This is a genomic window from Streptomyces sp. GS7, from assembly GCF_009834125.1.
In the GTDB taxonomy this organism is placed as follows: Bacteria; Actinomycetota; Actinomycetes; order Streptomycetales; family Streptomycetaceae; genus Streptomyces.
Window position 1 is genome coordinate 3,762,858 of record NZ_CP047146.1, and the last position, 19,266, is coordinate 3,782,123.

20 protein-coding genes and 1 pseudogene are annotated in these 19,266 nt (G+C 69.5%); 12 read left to right on the plus strand and 9 right to left on the minus strand.

What is annotated here, in order from left to right:
* Window position 1: 1 nt before the first annotated feature.
* Window positions 2-718 carry an SDR family NAD(P)-dependent oxidoreductase gene (locus GR130_RS16490; RefSeq protein WP_159505445.1) on the minus strand — a complete coding sequence of 239 codons (717 nt, stop codon included), beginning with the start codon at window positions 716-718 and terminating at the stop codon, window positions 2-4.
* 247 nt (window positions 719-965) lie between these two features.
* On the opposite strand from GR130_RS16490, the gene GR130_RS16495 reads away from it, so the two are divergent.
* Window positions 966-1,772 (plus strand): thioesterase family protein, encoded by an 807-nt coding sequence (locus GR130_RS16495; RefSeq protein WP_159505446.1) that lies wholly within the window; start codon window positions 966-968, stop codon window positions 1,770-1,772.
* 190 nt (window positions 1,773-1,962) lie between these two features.
* Here GR130_RS16495 and GR130_RS39815 read toward each other — a convergent pair whose 3' ends face one another.
* On the minus strand, window positions 1,963-2,196 hold the full coding sequence (locus GR130_RS39815) for a hypothetical protein (protein ID WP_201304900.1): 234 nt from the start codon (window positions 2,194-2,196) through the stop codon (window positions 1,963-1,965).
* Window positions 2,197-2,740: 544 nt separating this feature from the next.
* On the opposite strand from GR130_RS39815, the gene GR130_RS16505 reads away from it, so the two are divergent.
* From GR130_RS16505 to GR130_RS40515, 3 genes and pseudogenes are all read left to right on the plus strand, one after another.
* Window positions 2,741-3,391, plus strand: a complete 651-nt coding sequence (locus tag GR130_RS16505; RefSeq protein WP_159510022.1) for a helix-turn-helix transcriptional regulator — start codon at window positions 2,741-2,743, stop codon at window positions 3,389-3,391.
* Between the two features lie 68 nt (window positions 3,392-3,459).
* Window positions 3,460-4,428, plus strand: a complete 969-nt coding sequence (locus GR130_RS16510) for a threo-3-hydroxy-L-aspartate ammonia-lyase (RefSeq protein WP_159505447.1) — start codon at window positions 3,460-3,462, stop codon at window positions 4,426-4,428.
* A 163-nt stretch (window positions 4,429-4,591) separates the two neighbouring features.
* Window positions 4,592-5,105 (plus strand): annotated as a pseudogene (locus tag GR130_RS40515) (transposase); the annotation flags it as partial.
* A 124-nt stretch (window positions 5,106-5,229) separates the two neighbouring features.
* Here the strand turns inward: GR130_RS40515 and GR130_RS16520 are convergent.
* A complete protein-coding gene (locus tag GR130_RS16520; RefSeq protein WP_159505448.1) occupies window positions 5,230-5,916 on the minus strand; it encodes a TetR/AcrR family transcriptional regulator in 687 nt (228 codons plus the stop codon).
* 195 nt (window positions 5,917-6,111) lie between these two features.
* Between GR130_RS16520 and GR130_RS16525 the strand changes: the two genes are divergently transcribed.
* Window positions 6,112-6,975 (plus strand): SDR family oxidoreductase, encoded by an 864-nt coding sequence (locus GR130_RS16525; RefSeq protein WP_159505449.1) that lies wholly within the window; start codon window positions 6,112-6,114, stop codon window positions 6,973-6,975.
* A 265-nt stretch (window positions 6,976-7,240) separates the two neighbouring features.
* On the opposite strand, the gene GR130_RS16530 is transcribed toward GR130_RS16525, so the two are convergent.
* Window positions 7,241-8,155, minus strand: coding sequence for a LysR family transcriptional regulator (locus tag GR130_RS16530; RefSeq protein ID WP_159505450.1), 915 nt, complete (start codon window positions 8,153-8,155; stop codon window positions 7,241-7,243).
* Between the two features lie 70 nt (window positions 8,156-8,225).
* On the opposite strand from GR130_RS16530, the gene GR130_RS16535 reads away from it, so the two are divergent.
* From GR130_RS16535 to GR130_RS16545, 3 genes are all read left to right on the plus strand, one after another.
* Window positions 8,226-9,164, plus strand: a complete 939-nt coding sequence (locus tag GR130_RS16535) for an NAD-dependent epimerase/dehydratase family protein (RefSeq protein WP_159505451.1) — start codon at window positions 8,226-8,228, stop codon at window positions 9,162-9,164.
* 15 nt (window positions 9,165-9,179) lie between these two features.
* Window positions 9,180-10,064 (plus strand): aldo/keto reductase, encoded by an 885-nt coding sequence (locus GR130_RS16540; RefSeq protein WP_159505452.1) that lies wholly within the window; start codon window positions 9,180-9,182, stop codon window positions 10,062-10,064.
* Window positions 10,065-10,225: 161 nt separating this feature from the next.
* On the plus strand, window positions 10,226-11,635 hold the full coding sequence (locus tag GR130_RS16545) for an MFS transporter (protein ID WP_159505453.1): 1,410 nt from the start codon (window positions 10,226-10,228) through the stop codon (window positions 11,633-11,635).
* Between the two features lie 169 nt (window positions 11,636-11,804).
* Here GR130_RS16545 and lgt read toward each other — a convergent pair whose 3' ends face one another.
* Complete coding sequence (lgt, locus tag GR130_RS16550; RefSeq protein WP_236573065.1) at window positions 11,805-12,695, minus strand: prolipoprotein diacylglyceryl transferase; 891 nt, start codon at window positions 12,693-12,695, stop codon at window positions 11,805-11,807.
* Between the two features lie 167 nt (window positions 12,696-12,862).
* On the opposite strand from lgt, the gene GR130_RS16555 reads away from it, so the two are divergent.
* The gene (locus GR130_RS16555) at window positions 12,863-13,360 is read left to right on the plus strand and encodes a MarR family winged helix-turn-helix transcriptional regulator (protein WP_159505454.1); all 498 of its coding nucleotides are present in this window, start codon (window positions 12,863-12,865) and stop codon (window positions 13,358-13,360) included.
* Between the two features lie 145 nt (window positions 13,361-13,505).
* On the opposite strand, the gene GR130_RS16560 is transcribed toward GR130_RS16555, so the two are convergent.
* Both GR130_RS16560 and GR130_RS16565 read right to left on the minus strand, forming a co-directional pair.
* Window positions 13,506-13,883, minus strand: coding sequence for a nuclear transport factor 2 family protein (locus GR130_RS16560; RefSeq protein ID WP_201304903.1), 378 nt, complete (start codon window positions 13,881-13,883; stop codon window positions 13,506-13,508).
* A gap of 144 nt (window positions 13,884-14,027) precedes the next feature.
* A complete protein-coding gene (locus GR130_RS16565) occupies window positions 14,028-14,369 on the minus strand; it encodes a hypothetical protein (protein WP_159505456.1) in 342 nt (113 codons plus the stop codon).
* 574 nt (window positions 14,370-14,943) lie between these two features.
* Here GR130_RS16565 and GR130_RS16570 point away from each other — a divergent pair.
* Window positions 14,944-15,393: a DNA-binding protein gene (locus GR130_RS16570; RefSeq protein ID WP_159505457.1), complete on the plus strand. Its 450-nt coding sequence runs from the start codon at window positions 14,944-14,946 to the stop codon at window positions 15,391-15,393.
* Between the two features lie 540 nt (window positions 15,394-15,933).
* Here GR130_RS16570 and GR130_RS16575 read toward each other — a convergent pair.
* Window positions 15,934-16,161, minus strand: a complete 228-nt coding sequence (locus tag GR130_RS16575) for a hypothetical protein (RefSeq protein ID WP_159505458.1) — start codon at window positions 16,159-16,161, stop codon at window positions 15,934-15,936.
* Between the two features lie 519 nt (window positions 16,162-16,680).
* Here GR130_RS16575 and GR130_RS16580 point away from each other — a divergent pair.
* Window positions 16,681-17,538, plus strand: coding sequence for a class I SAM-dependent methyltransferase (locus GR130_RS16580; RefSeq protein ID WP_159505459.1), 858 nt, complete (start codon window positions 16,681-16,683; stop codon window positions 17,536-17,538).
* A gap of 240 nt (window positions 17,539-17,778) precedes the next feature.
* Here GR130_RS16580 and GR130_RS16585 read toward each other — a convergent pair whose 3' ends face one another.
* A complete protein-coding gene (locus GR130_RS16585) occupies window positions 17,779-18,447 on the minus strand; it encodes a hypothetical protein (RefSeq protein WP_201304904.1) in 669 nt (222 codons plus the stop codon).
* Between the two features lie 94 nt (window positions 18,448-18,541).
* Between GR130_RS16585 and GR130_RS16590 the strand changes: the two genes are divergently transcribed.
* A complete protein-coding gene (locus GR130_RS16590; RefSeq protein WP_159505460.1) occupies window positions 18,542-19,168 on the plus strand; it encodes a TetR/AcrR family transcriptional regulator in 627 nt (208 codons plus the stop codon).
* Window positions 19,169-19,266 lie beyond the last annotated feature (98 nt).

Sequence of the window (19,266 nt, forward strand, 5' to 3'; positions counted from 1 at the left end):
CCTACCAGCCCACCTCGCCGCTCGCGTCGAAGAGCCGTCCGCTGGGCCCGTCGTCCGCCAGGGCGAGTCGCACGATCGTCGCGGCGCTCTGCGCGGGCGTACTGGTGCCGGTGTGGTTGTTGAGCGCCGTCGCCGTGAAGCCGGGATCGACCGCGTTGACCAGAAAGCGCGGCAGCGCACGGGCGTATTGGTAGGTGAGCATGTTGAGGGCCGTCTTCGAGACCGGGTAGACCAGTCCGTGCAGTTGGGACTCCATGCGCTCGGGGTCGTCGTTGACGGTGAACGATCCCCGGCCGCTCGTCACGTTGACGATGCGCGGGTGCTGCGACTTGTGCAGAAGCGGCAGCAGGGCGTGGGTGGTTCGGACCGCGCCGAGGAGATTGACATCCATGACGCCGGCGAAGTCGTCGGCGGTGGTCTCCTCCACCGCGGGGCGGGTGCCGCCGATACCTGCGTTGTTGACCAGCACATCGAGCCTGCCGCACTCGGCCTCGACCCGCCGGGCCAGTGCGTCGACCTGGGACTGGTCCGTCACGTCGAGGGGCGCGAACCGCACGTCGCCCGCACCGGCGGACAGCTCGCGCGCGACGTCACGGCCCCGTTCCGGATCCCGCGCTCCGAGGTACACCACCGCTCCCGCAGCGGCGAGTTGGCGGGCCACCTCCCGCCCGATCCCCTGGTTGGCACCCGTCACCACGGCTATGTCCGCACTCGTCATGGCCCCATCATCTCCCTCGCCCCGCAGCAGGACGGGCCTTTTCGCCGGCTCCGCGTCCCCAGGCACTGACGAGCCGTACGGGTATGTGAGGGAGTTGTCCCGACCCGCCATGCGGTGACCCGTTGTGGGATCCATCACGGCTGTCGTCCGCGGATCGTTCAGCCGCCTACGATCCGGATCACGGGCAGGGACGCAGCCGCCCCACCCGTCCCAGTCAACCGCCTGTTCCGTCGGAGGAGAACGTCCCGTGACTACCGGCACCGCCGCGCGCGACAGCTACTACGAGCGCACGGGTGAGCACCGCTACAAGCCCACGGCTCATGTGGGGGGCGTATGGAACGCGGACGAGCAGCACTTCGGTCCGGTCGCCGGCCTCATCGTCCACGCAATCGACCGGCATCTCGCCCAGCGCCCCGGCAACAGCCTGACGCCGGCGCGGATCAGCTTCGACATCCTGGGGCGTATCGCCCTGGACGAGTGCGAGGTCAGGATCGCAACGATCCGCCCCGGCCGGACCATCGAACTCCTCGAAGCCGTCCTGCTCATCGACGACCGACCGGTAGTCCGCGCCCGCGCCTGGCTCCTTGCCTCCCTCGACACCTCGGCCGTGGCCGACAGTCCCCACGAACGCCTTCCCGCCCCCGAAACCCTCGAACCGTGGACGATGAACGACGTGTGGAGCGGCGGCTATGTCTCATCCATCGACGTCCGACGGACGGCACCGTCCCGCAAGGGCCGCGCGACAGTCTGGATTTCCACCCCGCTCGACCTGGTCGCCGGCGAAGCCAGCAGCGCACTCGCCTCGTACATCGCCCTCGTGGACACCGCCAACGGCATCGCCGTCCAGCAAGACCCCACCGAGTGGATGTTCCCCAACCTCGACCTGACGATCCACCTGCACCGCCAACCCGCAGGCCCGTGGACCGGACTGGACACCACCGTCACCTTCGGCCCTTCCGGACAGGGGCTCACCAGCAGCGTCCTGCACGACATCAACGGCCCCGTCGGTCACGCCGGGCAGATCCTCACCGTCCGCCCGCTGACTCTCGATTAGGGCTCACACATCGAGGGCGGCCGGTCTCGCCGGCTCGCCACGAACTCGGCCGCAGGACCTGCACCGCCCAAAGTCTTCGGCCAGGGCCCGGCGGCATCGGTGCCTCGCCGGACCCTGGGTGACGCGGGCCGACCGGGGCGGATCCCACGAGTCGGCTCAGGTGCCGGGCCCCAGGTCGCTGTTGACCAGGTCAGCGGTGCTTCTGCTGGTCAGAGCCCAGGCCGAACAACGAGCGGGGATTGCTGGCCGTGAAGTTTTCCGACCCCATGGCCGGCGGGTTGCCCGCCCCCGTGGCGGTGTCGTCGCCCATTCCCACGGTGCCGGAGATGTCGCCCGGTTCGCCGTCGGCAGCGGCAGTACCTGCCGTGCCGAGAACGGCGATGGCGGCCATGGCGGCGGCGGCCACAGCGGTGCGGATACGCATGAGATGCCTTCCTGTAGGGGGTGTTTCCATGGGGAGCGATATCGTCCGACGTGATCGCGGAAACCCGGATGACGTGGATCGCACCGCGGTACCACCCCAACGGCCCAGCAGCCGCCCGGCGCACAGGAGCACCGTGACGGACCGGCGTGCCGCGGACTCGACTCGGGGGTTCCGCGGCATGTGAGGTCGCCCTCGCATCGAGCCGACGTCGCAGGCCGGCCGCCGAAAACGGACGGCATGCTGCCCCGCCCTCGCCCCCTCCGACAGACGGTTGGGCTGAACTCGACCACACAACAGTCGGGTTCGTGCGACCGGACGGCGATCACCGGATTGTGGCCCGCCGTCCTGGACAACGACCGTTCACGTGATTAGCCTCGCTGTCTAGACATGGACAGATAGTCCAAGCTCCGTGGAGGTGGCGCGTCTCCGCGCGCCGCGGATTTCGCCGCAGGGAAGCGACAGGAGGAACCGCGTGGGCCACGTCGCAGGAAGCGAGGGGCGCAACGAGAGCTTCGGCGCCGCATCCGATGCCGCTTCCGCCCCCATGCACGACGCTGTGGCCGGTGCCGCCGCAGACGCCGACGAGCATCTCATCCGGGAAGCCGAGAAGATCGCTGTCGCTCTGGGGCGGATGTTTCCCGGGCTGTGCGAGGTGGTCCTGCACGACCTGCGCAGCCCCGAGCATGCCGTCAGGGCGATCGAGAACAACCTGTCCGGACGTCAGATAGGCGACTCGGTAACGGAGTTGGGCCTGCTGCGCATCCACGATCCGCAGTACCCGAGCGTCGTTCAGAACTACCCCAACCGGTTCCCCGACGGACGCCCCGCGAAGAGCACCTCGATCGGCATCAAGAACGCCGCGGGCGAGTACATCGCGGCACTCTGCCTGAACCTCGACGTGTCCGTATTGTCACCGGTGACGCTCGCGCTGGCGAACCTCGTGGCCACGGAGACCCCACACCGCGAACAGCCCCTGGAGACGCTGCGGGACCGCAACGCACGCGAGCTGCGCGAGGCGGTCGAGGCCCTCTCCGCGGAGCGCGCCGCGCCCCCCAGGTCGCTGAGCCGGGCGGACAAGAAGGCGCTTGTGCAACAGCTGCACCGGGACGGCTACTTCGACTCACGCGACGCCGCACAGACCATCGCGGACCTGCTCGGTGTGTCCCGGGCGACCGTCTACAACTACACCAGGTGAAGGAGCGTGCCCACCTGCCGGACCGCCGTCCGACCCCGCCCCCCATACCCCGAACGCGAGGACGCACCGTGCCTGCCGACCTGCCCGTGACCTTCGACGACGTCCGTGAGGCCGCAACGCGCCTGAAGGGCATCGCCCACCGCACCCCCGTGCTCACCTCACGCACCCTCAACTCCCTGGTGGAAGCCGAGGTGTTCATCAAGTGCGAGAACTTCCAGCGCGCCGGTGCCTTCAAGTTCCGCGGCGCCTACAACGCCGTGGCCCAGCTGCCCCCCGAGCAGTTGGCCAAGGGCATCGCCGCCTACTCCTCCGGCAACCACGCCCAGGCCACCGCCTTGGCCGCCCGGGAACTGGGTACCCGTGTCGTCGTACTGATGCCCGAGGACGCCCCCCGGTCCAAGAGGGAGGCAACAGCCGGATACGGCGCGGAGGTTGTCACCTACGACCGCTACAACCAAGACCGTACGGCACTCGGGCAGGCCCTGGCCGAAGACCGCGGCCTGGCCCTGATCCCTCCCTACGACCACCCGCATGTCATCGCCGGCCAGGGCACCGCGGCCCTCGAACTCTTCGAGGAGACGGGCGAACTCGATGCCCTGCTCGTGCCCGTCGGCGGCGGCGGTCTCATCGCCGGCAGCGCCACCACCGCCAAGACGCTGCACCCCGGCATCCGGGTCGTCGGCGTGGAGCCGATGGACGCCGACGACACCAAACGCTCCCTCGAAGCGGGCGAACGCATCGAGATCCCCGTGCCCCGCACCATCGCCGACGGGCAGGCCGTCTCCACCCCCGGCGAGATCACCTTCGTCGTCAACCAGCTCCTGGTCGACGACATCGCCCTGGTCAGCGATGACGACATCCGCGACGCCATGCGGTTCGCCTTCGAACGCCTGAAGATCGTCCTCGAACCCAGCGGTGCCACGGCCCTGGCCGCCCTCATCGCCGGACGTGTCCCCAACCCACCGCGCAGGATCGGCCTCATCGCCTCAGGAGGCAACATCGACAGCCGACGGTTCGCCCAACTCATGGGCTTCTGAAAGCAATTGCCTCCATCCTCCCTCCGGGAGCCACTTCGGGACGGCCGCAAGTGAGCTCCGGCGCCCGCTCCCAGGCACTGGTGAATGTTCGCCGGGGCAGCACCAGTTCGGTGCGGTACCGGCGCGCGATGATGCTGCTGGCCTCGGCCGGCGGGAACCGGGCCGCTGCATCACCTTCCGGCGCACCAAGACGTGGAAGGAGTCCCCCGATCGCGACCGCGACGCCAAGCTCGACCGCATCGAGCAGGTCCTGGAACGCTTCCCCGACCGGGCCTTCGCGTTCGACGAGTTCGGGCCGCTCGGCATCCGTCCCACCGCCGGGCCCTGCCGGGCCGAGCAAGAGCACCCGGAGCGGTATCCCCTCGCCTTCCACCGCGTCCACGGCATCCCCTACATCCACGGCTCCTACTCGGTCGGCGACGACACCCTGTGGGGCGTCAACCGCCGCAAGAAGCGCACCGCGAACACCCTGACCGCCCTGAAGTCGATCCGGGCCGCCCGCCCGGATGGCGCCCCGTCCGGATGGCGCCCCGATCTACGTCATCCGGGACAACCTGTCCGCCCACAAAGACGAGCCGATCCGCCGCTGAGCGAAGAAGATTCGGGTCGAGCTGTGCTTCACCCCGACCTGCGCGTCCCGGGCCAACCCCATCGAGGCCCACTTCGGGCCACTGCGGTAGTTCACCGTTGCCAACTCCCACCACCCCAGCCACGTACGGGGCAGTGTGTGCCGCGGTCTGGTTTCCGGAAGTGGTGGTCGAACCTTTGCCATCCTGGCCAGGGCCGTAGCGCGGTGCTGGATCAGCGTTGCAGCCACTCGTCGAGAAGCCCGGCCTCAGCTTTGCTGAGGCCGGGCAGTTCGGGCAGGAGGGTGCGGAAGGCCGCGACGACGGCCGCCGGGTCCCGGGTCGGGACTGCGGGTTCATCTACGAGGATGGCGCGAGCGATCGCGTCGAATGCGGCGTCGGCCAAGTGCGGGTCGCTGTGCTCTGGCGGCAGGCTCAGCAGGGTGTGGACGGTTCCGATCCCCGCCGCGCGGATGAGGTTGACGGCGCGTTCCTCGTTCACCCGAAGCCGCCCGGCGGCGGCGATTCTGTGCACCCGCTCGGCAAGGATCTGCACGCCCTTGACCTGTGCCGGGGTGTCGCGTGCGCGGGCCGGGTCCAGCAGCAGGCCGTAGACGTACGGGTTGTCCAGGCCGAAGCTGATCTGTGTGTTCCATCCCGCGCGGAGGTCTTCTACCGGGTCGTCCGAGGGCGCGGTGGTCTGCTTGCTCGCCACATGCTCGGCAAAGACATGCTCCGCGGCGGCATCCAGCAGGTCGTCCTTGTCCTGGAAGAGGCGGTAAAGAGCAGGGGGCTGCAGCCCGGCCTCCTGAGCCACGCGGCGCGTGGTCACCGCGGTCGGCCCCTGGTCGCGCAGCAGGCCGGCCGCAGCCTTCACGATGCGGTCCCGGGTGAGGTCTCGCCGCTGCGACTTCGGTGCCATGGAGACGATGGTATCGCCCCTGCGTGACAGGCGATGTTATCGCTGATATCGCCACCCTTCACCGTGGGGCCTGCCTGAAGCTGCCGTCAGCGTCGGTCCTCATCCGGATGGATGCACAAGTTTGCATCCAGTGGAATTATCGACGTTACCCTTATATTGGTTCCGTTGGAAACATCATCCAGATGGGAGCCACGAATGCTGATCGTCACGGGAGCCACCGGCCACCTCGGGTCCCTCATCGTCAACCACCTACTAGAGCGGGTGCCGGCCGACAGGATCGGCATCAGTGTGCGCGACGTGGGCAAAGCCGCCGACCTCGCCGAGCACGGCGTCCGAGTCCGAGCGGGAGACTTCACCGAACCCGGCAGCCTGAAGCACGCCTTCGAGAGCGCCGAGCGCGTCCTGGTCGTCTCCGCGGCCATCCGAGGCGGCGGCGCACTGACCGCCAACAGTGCGGCCATCGACGCAGCACGGGAAGCGGGCGCCCAACGCATCGTGTACACCAGCCACCAGGCTGCCTCTCCCGCGTCGCTCTTCCCTCCGCAGAAGGTCCATGCGGCCACCGAGGAGCACCTCAAGCAGCAAGGAGTCCCCTACACCGCCCTCCGCAACGGGTTCTATGCCTCCACCTTGGGCTCCTACATCGGCGCGGCGCTGGAGACCGGCACGCTCGCCGTGCCGCAGGACGGCCCGGTGTCCTGGACGGCCCACGAGGACCTGGCACAAGCCGCGGCCTGCGCTCTGACCGAAGACGGAGCACTCGAAGGGATCACGCCGCCGCTGACAGCCCCTCACACGCTGGACTTCGCCGACGTTGCCGACATCCTCAGCCGCATCACCGGCCGGACCATCACCCGAGTCGTCATGGACGACGACGAGTGGACATCCACGGCAGTCGTCGGCGGGATGCCGCGGCCGGCTGCGGAGTTCACCTTGACGATGTTCGCCGCATCCCGCAACGGTGAGTTCGACAGCACCGACCCCACCCTGGAAGCCACCATCGGCCACCCCGCGAAGACCGTCCACGAGGTCTTGGAGGCCGTCGTACGCTCCCGGTAAACCGACCAGCCCGTGTTCCTGGCAGGCCGACACCTCCGCGTCGCGACCCGCCAGGAACCCAGCGACGGCGGTCGAATCAACCCAGCCGCCGACCACCGTAAAGGCCCGCGAAGAACGGGCGGGCTGAGCGACGAATGGTGCGCGGCCCACTGCCGCAGCGCCCGCCGCCTGGGTCAGCGAGGCTTACGCCGCCCTTCCGGCCTGGAAGCCACCACCCATCAGGCCACCACGGCCGCAAACTCGGCGAACCTTCCAAGTCACAGCACTAGCGATGCGTCTGACGACCCGTCGCCTGCTCCCGGAGGGCTTGGACGAACGTCGTGATGTGCGGGCGGTCGCGACGGCGGCCGATCGTGGCAACGCCGATGTGCCGGGTCGGAGTCGGCGGCTCGATCGGGACGGCGTGCAGACCCGGCACCGTCGGGACGAGCGCGATGCCGGGGACCAGGGAGATTCCCATTCCCGCGGCGACGAGCGAGCGGGCGAAGAAGTAGTCGGTGGTGGTGCCGCGTACTTCCGGTGCGAAGCCTGCGCGCTCGGCGTAACGGCGCAGGTATGCCTCGGTCTTGAGGCATCCGAGCACCCAGGGCTCGGCTGCCAGCTCGGCCATGTCGAGCGACTCGCGGTCGGCGAGCCGATGCCCCTCCGGCATGACGACGTACAACGGATCTTCCAGGAGCGCGGTCCACTGCAGGCGGGAACTCGGGCCCGGCCCCAGGGGGAGCGGGCCGTCGAAGTGGTAGGCCAGAGCGAGGTCGACAGCGCCTTGGCGAACAAGGGGCAAGGTGTCCTCGGGCTCGCCCTCCCTGACGTGGAGCAGGGTGCGGGGATGGGTTGCCGTGAACCGGCGGAGAGCGCCGGGCACCAGGTGCCTGCCGCCGCTGGTGAAGGTGGCAACGGTGAGTTGTACGCGGCCCGTGCTGAGCCGATCGACCTGCTGCTTCGCCTGTTCGAGCTCGGCGGCGACGGACTCCGCGGCCCCGACCATGATCTGGCCGGCCTGCGTCAGGGTGACCCCGCGCGTGCTGCGTGCCACGACCCGGGCACCGAGGCTGCGTTCCAACACCGCTACGTGCTGGGAGACGGCGGAGGGGGTGAGGCGGAGAGCCGCGGCCGCCCTGCTGAAGCTGCCGTGGTCCGCCACCGCCCGCAGGACGCGGAGCCGCTGCACATCGATCAACAGTATTCCTTAAAGCGTTTCCAGTAAGCCGCCACTTCTGCTGATGACGATAGGGATCCAGGGTGGGGGCATGCAAAGGATCTGCGTCATCGGCGGAAGCCGGTACTTCGGAAAGCTCCTCGTCGAGCGCCTGCAGGCCACCGGTCACCAGGTCACTGTGATCAACCGCGGCTCCACCCGGCCGCCCGCCGGTGTCGAGCAGCTCGTTGTCGACCGCAACGATGAGCCAACTCTCCTTGCCGCGCTCGGCTCTCGCACCTTCGACGTGGTTGTCGATCAGGTCTGCTACACCCCCGTGCAGGCCGCGATCGCCGCCCGCGCCTTCGCCGGTCGCACCCGGCGCTACGTCATGACCTCCACGATCGAGGTCTACGACCCGGCGACCGCCGCGCTGCCGGCTGTGCCGGCGGGTACCCCCGTGCCCGAGGACAGCGTGGACCCGGCCACCTGGCTGGTGGCCATGGACCTGCCCTGGCACGACGAGGCATACCTGGAGGCCCACTACGCCGAGGGCAAGCGCCAGGCGGAGGCCGTCCTCACCCGCGCCGGCGGCTTCGCGTTCGCCTCCGTGCGCAGCGCGCACGTGCTCGGCGGCGCGCAGGAGTTCACCGGCCGGCTGGCGCACTACGTCGAGCGCATCCGCCAGGGCGAAGAGGTCACTGTGCACGAGAAGGCGCTGCCGACGGTGTTCATCCACTACGAGGAGTTGGCGGACCTGCTGCTGTGGGCGGCCACCGCCACCGAGTTCACCGGACCGGTCAACGCCTGCTCCGACGGCCCGCTCGACGTATGCGACCTCGCCGCGATCGTCGCCGCACAGGCCGGCCGGGAGCCCGTCCACCGGGTGGTCGCCGCGGGCGAGACGGCTTCGCCGTTCTCCTTCGACCGCCACTACGCCATGAGCAACACCCGTGCGAAGAAACTGGGTTGGGCCTTCTCCCGCACCATCGACTGGCTGCCCGGCGCCGTCGCCGAGGCCCTCACCACATCCGCCACCCCCGCCGCCTGAGGAGCACGAACCGCCATGCAGTTCCGCACCATCGGAGACACCACCGTCAGTGCCATCGGGCTGGGCGCCATGCCGCTGTCCATCGAGAACCGTCCGGACGAGCGGCGGGCCATCGCCACCGTCCACGCCGCCCTCGACGCCGGCGTCACGCTCCTCGACACCGCCGACAGCTACCACTGGCACGCCGACGAGGTGGGCCACAATGAGCTGCTGATCGCCCGTGCCCTGGCCCGCTACGGCGGCGACACCTCCGGCGTCCTGATCGCCACCAAGGGCGGCCGCGGCCGGCCCGGCGACGGCAGCTGGACCGTCACCGGCGCCCCCGAACATCTCAAGCACGCTGCCGAAACCTCCGCCAGGCGGCTGGGCGTCGACGCGATCGGCCTGTACCAGCTGCACAAGCCGGACCCGGCCGTGCCCTGGGCGGAGTCCGTCGGCGCCCTGCGCGAACTCCTCGACGCCGGCACGATCCGCGCCGCCGGCATCTCCAACGTCACCACCGCCCAGATCCGCCAGGCGCACGCAATCCTCGGCGGCGGACTCGTCTCCGTTCAGAACCAGTACTCGTCCGCCGTCCGCGACAGCGAACCCCAGCTGCGGCTGAGCACCGAGCTGGGCCTGGCGTTCCTCCCCTGGAGCCCCCTCGGTGGCATCTCCCGCAGTTCCCTCGACGGACCCTCCGGCCCGACCTCCACGGGCACCGCTTTCCACCGCGTCGCGGCCGAGCGCGGCGTCAGCCCGCAGCAGATCGCCCTGGCCTGGCTGCTCACCCGCTCGCCAGCCGTGATCCCGGTGCCCGGAGCCAGTCGCCCGGCCTCCATCACCGACTCGGCCCAGGCCGCGAAGCTCACGCTGAGCGAGGCGGAGCTGACGCGGCTTGACCGCGAACCGCAGGGCTGAACCAGGTCGGGGCATCGTCGCCGAGCTCCCTGACCGAGGACGGCTGTCCGCGGGCGCTCCCGCTGATATGGGACGGTGGCAAAACATTTCGGTATCCGATGTAATCTGGGTTCATGGCCACTCGTGTGACTCCGCGCCCCTTCAGGAGGCGGTGGTCGGCCGTGCTCACGACCGAGCGCGCCCGCCCGGACGGCATACGTAGGCGACCGAACGCGTGGCGGTTCGCGGTGGCCGCGGTGTGCTTCGGGGCGTTCATGGGACAGCTGGACGCCAGCATCGTCACGCTGACCTACGGAAGCCTGCGCGCCGAGTTCCATGCGTCGCTGGCGGCGGTGGAGTGGGTTTCGCTGGCGTATCTGCTGACCTTGGTGGCCTTGCTGGTGCCGGCCGGACGGCTGGCGGACGCGCACGGCCGCAAGCTGATGTACCTGTACGGGTTCGCCGTGTTCACGCTGGCATCCGCGGCGTGCGGGGTGGCCCCGTCCCTGGTCGTGCTGGTCGTCTGCCGCGTCGTGCAGGCGGCCGGGGCGGCCATGATGCAGGCCAACAGCGTGGCGCTGGTGGCGACCAGCGCGCCACGTGCGCGGATGCGTCGCGCGCTCGGCGTCCAGGCCGCGGCGCAGGCGCTGGGGTTGGCGCTGGGGCCGACCGTGGGAGGCGCGCTGGTGTCCACGCTGGGCTGGCGCTGGGTGTTCGGGGTGAACGTGCCGATCGGTTTGATCGCCCTGTTGGGCGGGCACTACCTGCTGCCCCGGACCCGGGCCCGCACCCGCGTCGCGCGCTTCGACTGGGCCGGTCTGGGGCTGCTGGCGGTGGCGACCACCAGCGCACTGCTGGGAGTGTCGGCGGCCTCCGGACTCCCCGTACCGGCCTGGGCGGTGGCGCTGCTGTTCGCCGTGGCCGCCGGGGCGGGCTGGGGCTTCGTCCGCCGTCAGCGACTGGCCGCCGCGCCGCTGCTGAACCTTGATCTGCTGCGGGTGCCGGCCGTGGCGTTCGGGCTGGCCGGGGCGCTGAGCGGCTACCTGGTGCTGTTCGGGCCGCTGGTGCTCGTGCCGGTCGTCATGACGGCACAGGGCTCCTCGGACCTGGCCGCGGGAGCGGTTCTCACGGCGCTGCCGGCCGGGTTCGCGCTGGCTGCCACCGGCGGCGACCGGCTGCTGCCGCACTCCCTCACGGACGCGAAACGCTGCCTGGTGGGGGCCGGCGTGTTCAGCCTCGCGATGGCCGCGCTCGCGGTGGCCCCGCTGACCACCGCCGCACTGGTACCGGTACTGGCACTGGCCGGACTGGGGCTGGGCACCTTCACCCCGGCCAACAACACCATGATCATGGAGGCCATACCCGCGCACTCCTCCGGTACGGGAGGCGGCCTGGTCAACATGACCCGCGGCCTGGGCACCGCGCTGGGTGTCGCGCTGGTCACCCTCGCCCTGCATCTGGCGGCCGGCGGCGGGACCGCAGCCGGAGCACGGTGGTCCGCGCTGATCCTCGTGGGAGTGTCGGCCGTCGCCGTCGCCTCGGCGTGGCTGGGACCGGACTCCGACCCTGCCGCGGCACAACGCGCGCGGTGACCCACGGGAGCACGCCCCGCCCGCGGGGCGCATGCGCTTCAGCTCCGTTCCCCGCCCACACGGCAACGCCGGTAGGCCGGAGCCCGACCTGATCAGGTGGGTCGTGCGATGTGTGGCCGGTCCGATGCGGCCGGGGCGCGCCGGCGTCCGGCGCGCCCCGTCGCTCGTGCTACGAGCCTTCCCTGTCGGGCCCAGGGGTGGCCACCGGCACGGCTTCTTCCTTCACATCCACGGCATATGGCAGCGAGGCGTCGTCGCCCGGCTTCGGACGGCGGGTGGCGATGAGGTAGACCAGGGCGCCGAGGAACAGCGCGAGGGATACGTAGTCGTTCAGGCGCAGGCCCAGGAAGTGGTTGGCGTGATCGATGCGCAGCGCCTCGATCCAGGCACGTCCCGTGGTGTAGGCGAGCACGTAGCAGGCGAACAGCCGGCCGCGCCGGAGCCGATGGTGGTAGCGGGCCGAGAGCCACAGCAGCAGCGCCATCACGCCCAGGTCCCACAGGGACTCGTACAGAAAGGTCGGGTGGTAGAGGGCGACCGTGGGGCTGTCGGCCGGGCGGTGCGCCGGGTCGATGTACAGCGCCCACGGAAGGTGGGTGGGGCGGCCGTACAGCTCCTGGTTGAAGTAGTTGCCCCAGCGGCCGATCGCCTGGGCCAGCACCAGACCGGGGGCCGCGGCGTCGGCGAAGTCGGCCAGCCGGATGCCCCGACGCCGGCAACCCAGCCAGGCACCCACCGCGCCGAGCGCCACCGCACCGGGAATGCCCAGACCGCCGTCCCAGATGTACAGGGCGTGGATCGGCTGACGGCCGGCGGCGAAGTACAGCTCCGGGTCGGTGACCACGTGATACAGACGGCCGCCGAGGACCCCGAAGGGCACCGCCCAGACCGCGATGTCGGCGATGTCATCCCGATGACCGCCCCGGGCCTCCCAACGGCGCCCGGTGAGCCAGACGGCAACGAAGATGCCGGCCAGGATGCACAGCGCATACGCGCGGATCGGCACCGGCCCGATATGCCACACCCCCTGGGACGGGCTGGGCAGGTACGCCAGGTTCATGGTCACGACCGTTCTTGCGCGCACGGGACCCGGCGCGGGGCCGGGGAGGACCCGTACGACGATACATCGGACACCGAACCTTTTGCGGTGCGGGCGTCCCGCGTGATCGCAACCAGGCGCAGGACACCGCAGGCAGGACCGCGCCCTGGTCCGGCTACGCTTGCCGCATGTCAGCGCAGCCCCGCTCCGAGGTCCCGCCGCCCCGGCCCACCGGCGAGGCGCCGGACGCACGTCTGCTCACCGAGGCCATCACACGTCTGCGCCGCGCGCTGCGCGCCTCGATCCGCACCGACTACCCGTGGGAAGCGCTGCCCATGGCCCAGGTGGAGCTGTTGCAGGTACTGGGTGAGCACTCGCCCGCCCGGATCAGCGACCTCGCCGCCCGCCAGCGCCTGGCCCCCAGCACCGTGAGCGGGCTGATCGGCCAGATGATCACCGCGGGACTGGTCGCCCGGGACGTCGACCTCGCTGATCGCCGCGCCTCCGCCGTCACCCTCACCGACGCGGGGCGTGACCAGCTCGCTGCCTGGACCGCTGCCCATGAACGCCGCATGGATGCCGCACTCTCCGCGCTCGACGACACCGAGCGCGCCGCGATCCTGGGCGCCCTGCCCGCCCTCTTCCAACTCGCCGAGAAGCTGGGCGAGCCTCTCGACGACGAATAGGAGGGACGGGGACCGGATGGGGTTCCCCGCTGCCGGCGGGGAGCGCAGATCGGCGCGCCACGGCACGGCCCCGACCCAACGCCCACGCACCCGTCCCCACCCACCACCGCCGACCACGACCTGATCGGCTCCGCACGGCGCCGGCTCACGATCCCTGGACGACAGTCCCCTGGTGGTAAACGACCTTCCAGCCGTCCGGATCCTGCTGCCAGATCGTCGCCCGCCGAGACATCCGACCGTCGAGGACCAACGTATAGGTCAACAGATAGACATCCGCCGCCAGTTCACGGCAGGAGAACTCGGAGGTCTCCCACTCCTCAACCGGCGGATCCCGATGACGTTCTTCCAGGGCATCGAGTACGTACGCACGGTCGTAGCGCTGCCCCGATGCCCCCGTCTCCCAGAAGTCCGGTGCTGTCATGGCCGCAAAATCAGCCCTGGTCGTTCCGAACTCGGGGCGGTGGAACAGCGGTTCTCGGCGGATCAGGTCATCCAGCACGCGGCACAGTCGCTCGTCGGTCACGCGGTGGGGTTCCATCCGCTCCGTTCAACGCCGATGAAGCCGAACCGGCATCTCGCTTACGGGCGTACGCCAACGCGCATACGGGCGGGCTTCGGTGTGAGTCCCGGTGCCTGGCCGGGAGCCAGGCACCGGAACCCTCTGCCCTTACTTCTGGAAGGCGCTGTTGTTGCAGCCCATGGTGGAGCCCAGTCTGGTCTGCTGCGCACCCGAGGCGCCCTCACCGTTGAGGGCGTTGCCCAGTGCGCCGTCGAGGACGCCGACCGCACCGAGGACGTCGATGTTCAGGTCGTGCGAGCGGCACTGAGTGCCCTGGGAGACGTCGAAGAGGCCATCCTTCCCGCCTCCCTTCCTGCCGTCCTCACCGTCACTGGAGAAGGAGGAGTTTCCGCCCTGGCTTCCGCCATGGGCGATTGCGGGGCCGGCGCCGAGGAGGCCAACGCTGCCCAGTACGGCGATCACAACAGCGGCCTTACGAAGCTTGCGCATTTCATCTCCGGTAGATCGATCGGAAGCGATCAGAGATTGATCGACTTCGTACGTCTATGAAAACTAATGCGGAATATGTCCCAACTCCTCAGTGACACGCTGAGTTTCACGACTGCCGCGGCCTGGATACACCACGCTTATCGGATAACCCGCACTCCTGATGGCCTCATTGGTATCGGCCGCAGTGCGCGGGACGGGGTTGCAGAATGCCGTCCGCCGGGGTGGCGGGGCGGGGATGGTGGATGCCTGCATGGTGGTGCCATCGCACGGGCGGACGAGCATGCGTCCCGACTGGTCAGGGTGTGCGTGAACGCGGTCGGCGGCCGACGAAGATCTTCCCGCTTGCTTGCCGCTGCGCTTGGCCCAATTTCCCGCCGTCCGGCTGCCGTTGGGCGCCAACCTCATGCGCGCGGTGGCGCCCGTGCGCAATCAGGGCATCGGGGGGCGTCCTGGCGGGAGCCGCTTTCGCCGGCCCGGCGCAAGACCGTACTGCGCCAATGAAACGGCGACGAGTGAACAGGTTGTTCAACACGGTAAGTTGACATCGACTTGTGTGCTCCCGCATCCTGGTCTCATGCCGTCGACTTCTGAGCAGCACACCGACCCCTTCACGCCCCCGCAGCCGGAGCAGGCGCGAGCGCACCGTGTCTACGCGTCCCTGATGCGCATCGCCGAGCGGCATGCGGCCACCGACGAGCAACGCCGCCGGCAGGTTCATCCTTCGGTGATCGGGCCGCACGAGGCCGTCCGGCTCGTGTCGTTCCTGCTCAGCGGAGCCGCACAGGTGGATGACGGTGAACCGGAGGTGGATCAGGCCGATGTCACCGCTGCGTTGAGCCTTGTTCCGCTGGTTCGGGGGGAGTTGGACGAACTGGAGACCGGACTCCTCCAGATGGCGCGGGGCCGTGGCATGACCTGGCAGGAGATCGCGTTCGGACTCGGACTCGGCACCCCGCAAGCCGCCAGGCAGCGATACGAACGACTGGCCAGCCGCGCCACGGGCGATGGGGCGGGCTCGGAGTAGCGGGGCCTCAAGGTGCTGTGCGGTGGGGGAGCGGTACCGGGATGGTCTGGTTCGTTCGCCCCCACTGCAGTTGCCGGAACTCTCTCTTGCGGTCCTGACTCCTCGTTCGTCCGAGGGTGACGCCCTTCACGGGGAAGTTGTCCCGACCGGAATGCGTTGGCAACGGAGTTCGTCATGAAGATGAAGAAGATCAGCGCTGCTGGGGGTGTCGGTGTGGCTGGTGCCGTGGTCGCCATCTCCACTCAGGGCATTGCGCAGGCTGCGACGAACCTGCAGGTTACTTCCCTTACCTGAACGTCAAGAAGTAATGGCTCACGGGTTCTGTTATGTGTGACGCCGGACATCTTCCGTGCCGTCACTGACTTTTCGGCGGTGGCTGGTGTTCAGGCCCCTGCCCCCTCCCCGGGGCGCCGTCCGCACCCCGGCCGCCGGTCTTCGTGACGGCGGCCGGGGTTCCGGGCAGCCCGCTGATGGGTTGGTGGCCTGATCGCCGGCTATGCGGCGGACCGGAACGGCGAACACCCTGCGCGGGCCATTGCGTCAGCCGTTGTTCAGCGACTGGGACCCTTGCGACGATCCGTTGGCTTGAAGAGCGCCGGTCACGGCACTGTCTGTGGTGCTCTTCGGCATGGTGCCGCCCCAGATCGCGCCGACGAGGCCGAAGGCTCGATCGACGACAGGTTCGGTTGACGCCTGGGCTGGTGTAGCGAGGATCCCGAAGAACGCGAAGGTTCCGAGGATGACGGCGGTGATTCGGCTTGGGCGCACTAACTACTCCCTGAGGTAAGGCAGTTGGCATTCCAGGCGGCAACTTTCCCCGCTTGTTCGCCGATACGCCACATGTCCTTCTTGTGGGTGGCGAGGGAACGATTTACCGCTGCCTGGCCCTGAGCTGGTCCCACGCTTGCGCCCTTTCGTGAACACCTCCGCCGCCGCGCTGGGCAGGGTGTCGATGCCGCGCCGCGCGGCGGCGCGCATGCGCCGGCGGGTGCGCTGGCAGGTGCGTTCGCGGTCCGACGAGCCATGGATGTCCGTCGGGCTATCGGTCGCGGTGCGCACCCTCTGCGGACCGGAACGGCGATCCGTGGCGTCGTAGTGGAACGCTGTTCCGCTTGCGTGAGCGTGGCGCGCTGCAACAGGCATCGGTCACCACGCACGTGGAGACCCATGAAATGCCGCATACCGGGATGAAAACCCATCAAAGCCGGCCAGTGCCGAAGGCGGAGAATGGCCGACTCGCGGCAGGCGCCCTCCCGGCCAACGGCCGCATCGCCTACGGTGTCGGCCATGCCGTACGGGACTCCCAGTAACGACCCGGCGCCGGCGTCGTCGCGCCGCCAGATTTTCGGCGACGATGCCGAGCAGTACGACGCGGCCAGGCCCGGCTATCCCCATCAACTCGTCGGCGATGTCCTGGACTTCGCGGCCCTCAGCGCACGTATGCAGGCGCTGGAGGTGGGTGCCGGAACCGGCAAGGCGACGCTCGCCTTCGCACGGTCCGGCGTACCGGTGACATGCGTCGAACCGGATGCCCGGATGGCCCGGGTGCTGAGCCGTCGCTGCGCGGAACTGCCCGACGGCAGCGTGAGTATCGAGGTCGCCGACTTCGAAACGTGGCATCCGGTGCGACGTTACGGGTTGCTGTACTGCGCACAGGCATGGCACTGGGTCGACCCGGCAGTGCGCTGGGCCAGAGCACAGGCCGCGCTCTCTCCCGGGGGAGCGATCGCCCTCTTCTGGAACCACTGGACTCTCCAGTGCGGCGAACTGGCGGACCGGCTGACCGCCGCCCACACCCGGCTCGGTATCGAGATACCGCAGGACACCCTTCTCGATCCCCGCCCGCGTCCCGCGCGGCGGGGCCCCGAGTCCCGCCAGTGGCGCGAGATGACGGCGACCGGCTTCGTCGACCCGGACCACCGCCTCTACACCTCCGTGCACGAACGGTCCACGTCCACACTCATCGGCCTGCTCGCCTCCTACAGCGGCTACCGGGCGCTGCCGTCCCAACCTCGGAATCAGGTCTTCGACGCGATGACCCGCATCGTGGACGAACACGGCGGATGCGCGCACGTGCGGGTGGTCACGAGCCTCTTCCTGGGGCGGACGCGCACCGATGCCGCCTCGTCAGGCTTGACGTCGTAGGAAGGTCGTCGTCCCGACGCTGTCTCTCAGGTGTCCCGACTCCTGGGTGCATGTGTGAGCCGACTGCACCCAGTCACAGCGCGCACGGATACCGGTGCGCGGGCGGACCTTCGGGTACGGGGGCCGTGAGGGGCTTGGGGCCCGCGTATCGTGGCATCCGCCTGGCTGACGGTCATCGCGTCGATGGCCCCAACTGGGCTGCGATACTCGGTCGCTGGTCGCTGGTCGCCGTGCAGCGGATTACTGTGCTGTGTCGGTGGCCGGGCGTGACACCCGGCGGCGTGCGGCCCAGGCCAAAGCGCCGAGTGCGAATCCGTACACGGCAACCAGCCCGTGGCCGTTCTCCTGGAGAATCCACATCACCAGGCCGAGAGCCGGGACGCCGAGCGCGAGGATCCGCTCCTTCGTGGTTCGGGTGTGTCCCAGGAGGGCCAGTGCCAGGGTGGCGCCGAGGAAGTAGGTGGCGCCGGAACTGCCCGCGAAATTCCGGGGGTCGGTACTGGGGCCGTCACCCAGGCCGAGCAGCGTGTCGATTCGCTCCGGCAGGAGGATGCCGGCCAGGAAGAAGGCCGCCGTCAGCGGGCCACCCCAGAGCCACTGCGCGAGCGCGGCCACCGCGGCGAGGGTGGCGATGTTCCAGGCCGCGCCGGCGACGCCGCCGTTCTGCATGAAGACCGAGGTGAACACCCGCCACCAGCCGGACTTGGCGGGATCGTTGTCGAGTGCGGCCATCGCGCCCGACCAGGTCAGCTGGAGCGCCACGCCGCCGATCGCCAGCACGGTCAGCGCGACCGCGACCCACGGGACCGGGCGCCCGCGCAGCGAGTCGCGCCCGACCGCCCCCAGGCCGCTGTTGACCATCATCACCATCAGCGCGGCCGTGGTCGCGTTGAACAGCAATTCCCCCATGTCCGTCCCCCATTTCCAACACTGTTCAAAACCGATGAGGCGAGGTTAGCACAGGTTTTGAACGGTGTTGGAATATCGTTGTACGGTGGTGGGCATGAAGCTGACCAAGGAGCGGATCGTCGATGCCGGCATGGCCACCTTCGTCAAGGTCGGCTACCACGGCCTGTCCATGCGCCAGGTGGCCGATCGACTCGGCACGCACGCGGGCAGCCTCTACTACCACGTGCGGGGCAAGGACGAGTTGCTGGCGTTGATGGCCGACCGCGTCTGCCGGCAGGCATACGACGCCGGTAGCAGTGCCTTGGACGCGCTGCCGGCCCAGGCGACCTGGCAGGACGAAATCGAAGCCCAGGCCGGGGCGCTGCGCCGCAGCATCCAACAGCACCCGGGCGGCGCCTTGTTGTTGGCCGAGAGTCCCAGGACGCTGAGTCCGGGCGCGCTGTCCCTGATGGAGCGCCTTCTGCAGACCCTCCTCGACGCCGGTGTACCCACCGCGCAGTGCGGCATCGCGGCCGACGCCCTGCTCAGCCATGTCACCGGCTTCGTACTCCAGGAAGGCGGCGACTCCCCGGTCCCGGACGTCACCGCCGAGGTCTATGCCGACCTGCGCGCGCGATTCCCGCTGGTCATCGACCGGATGCCCCGGCTGAGCCAGGACGAGAAGTTCCGGCGAAGCGTCCGCCTGCTGTGCACGGCCTTCGCCACCCTCGTCGAGGAGTGAACGTCGAGGAGTGGACACAGTCTTCCTGTGGCGTCCCACTGATGGTTCTGATGGTTGTGAGGTGGAGGGCGTGTGCGGGTAGCCGCACTCGCGGTGCC